This window comes from Ilumatobacter nonamiensis YM16-303, assembly GCF_000350145.1.
In the GTDB taxonomy this organism is placed as follows: Bacteria; Actinomycetota; Acidimicrobiia; order Acidimicrobiales; family Ilumatobacteraceae; genus Ilumatobacter_A; species Ilumatobacter_A nonamiensis.
Map to the genome: position 1 here is coordinate 1 of NZ_BAOL01000133.1, position 1,809 is coordinate 1,809.

Sequence of the window (1,809 nt, forward strand, 5' to 3'; positions counted from 1 at the left end):
TCGCGCACGGAGCGCGAGAACTGTTCACGAGAACGGGGAAACGGGGAGGGGGGTGGGGGCGTCAGAGGGCGCGGAGGCCGGCCCAGGCGAGGGTGGAGACCTCGTCCGCGATCTGGTCGGGATCGAAGTCGTCGCCCAACTCGACCAGGCGGCGGCTGGCGCCTTCGGCCATTCCGACGAGCGCGTGCGCCAACGTGTGCCGTGACGATTCGGAGATGTCCGCCGCGATCAACGGGGCGGTCGCCTCGGCGGCCGACGCCGTGATCTTCGCGACGGACACGGTGAACTCGTCGTCGTTCGACGTTCCGCTCCCGAACAGCAGGCGGAAGCCGGCGTTGTCGACGGCGACCCAGCGGAAATACGCGCGGAAGCCGAGGTGGGTCTGACTCTTGCCGTCGGTCGCTTCGGCGGTCGCTTTCGCGATCGAGTCGAGCAGGCGGTGGCCGACCTCGTCGAGCAGTGCCTTGTACAGGTCGCGCTTCGAATCGAAGTGCTGGTACAGCACGGGCTTCGTGACTCCCGCCGCTTCGGCGATGTCGTTCATCGACGCGCCGTGGAAACCGGACGATGCGAACACGTCGAGCGCCACGTCGAGGATCTGTTCACGTCGAGCGGTAGCGGGGAGTCGGGACATTGTTACTCAATGGTAACCGGCGAGCGGCGATGTGTGTCAGATCACGGCCGGGTCAGCGACCCAGTTCACGGTCTTCGCGTTCGGCGGCCTTCACGGCGTAACCCAGGATGATCGACGGAGCCAGCAGGACGCATCCGATGATGAACGCGATGATCACGAGCGTCGCCATCGTGGAGTTGAAGCCGAGCACGAACGCCATCACGAACAGCGCCATCGCCAACGCCACGAAGAGGTAGCCGACGCGGTTGGCGAGCAGCGTCCACTTCTTGATCGTTGCGCGTCGGACCAGGACGGGATCAACGTCGGGATGATCGGTGGTGGACATCGGACACGTAGCGTACGGCGACGACTGCGATCGCGGGCCGACGACGGATCGGTCCCGCTCGCCGATGGAGGGATCACACATGGTGCGCACGGAACGACGAGGCAAGGTCGAGTTGATCACGCTCGATCGACCGGATCGGCGCAATGCCCTCGATCATCCGACGCTCATCGAGCTGATCGAGATCCAGCGGCGGCTGAGCATCGAATCCGCGGACTTCGCGATCCGGGCGGTGGTCCTCACCGGTGCGCCGCCCGCGTTCTGTGCGGGTGCCGATCTGACCGGTGTGGAAGAGGGAGAATTCACCGCGGACCTCGGATCCGTCCTGCGGAACTTCACCGAGCTCCCGGTGCCGGTGATCGCCGCGATCGACGGCCCGGCGCTCGGCGCAGGGACACAGCTCGTGGTCGCGTGCGATCTGCGCATCGCAACACCGGACAGCGTGCTGGGAGTCCCCGCCGCGAAGCTCGGTCTCGTCGTCGATCACTGGACGGTCCGGAGGATGACGACCGAATTCGGATCCGCGGTCGCACGCGGAATGCTCGTCGGTGCCGAGACGACCACGGCGGAGGACCTTCATCGTCGAGGGGCGATCCACCGTCTGGGCGATCTCGACGCAGCGATGGACTGGGCCGAACGACTGGCGGCGCTCGCCCCGCTCACGTTGGCCGCACACAAGCGTGGACTCGAGGACGGCGACGCACCGTCGGGGCGATTCGACGACCTGCGCCGCACCGCCTGGTCCAGCGCCGACGCGGACGAGGGCCGTCGAGCGTTCCTCGAGAAGCGCCGCCCCGACTTCACCGGCACCTGACTCATCGCGTGCCATCGGGTGTCTGACACCGGATGGCAC

General features: G+C 66.9%; 3 protein-coding genes. 1 reads left to right on the forward strand and 2 read right to left on the reverse strand.

Features of this window, described 5'->3' with window-relative positions:
• Nucleotides 1-61 precede the first annotated feature (61 nt).
• Nucleotides 62-634 carry a TetR/AcrR family transcriptional regulator gene (locus ON45_RS12870; protein ID WP_051063002.1) on the reverse strand — a complete coding sequence of 191 codons (573 nt, stop codon included), beginning with the start codon at nucleotides 632-634 and terminating at the stop codon, nucleotides 62-64.
• A gap of 52 nt (nucleotides 635-686) precedes the next feature.
• Nucleotides 687-959 (reverse strand): hypothetical protein, encoded by a 273-nt coding sequence (locus ON45_RS12875; RefSeq protein WP_083914925.1) that lies wholly within the window; start codon nucleotides 957-959, stop codon nucleotides 687-689.
• A 79-nt stretch (nucleotides 960-1,038) separates the two neighbouring features.
• Between ON45_RS12875 and ON45_RS12880 the strand changes: the two genes are divergently transcribed.
• A complete protein-coding gene (locus ON45_RS12880) occupies nucleotides 1,039-1,770 on the forward strand; it encodes an enoyl-CoA hydratase-related protein (RefSeq protein WP_040494397.1) in 732 nt (243 codons plus the stop codon).
• The last annotated feature ends 39 nt before the right edge of the window (nucleotides 1,771-1,809 follow it).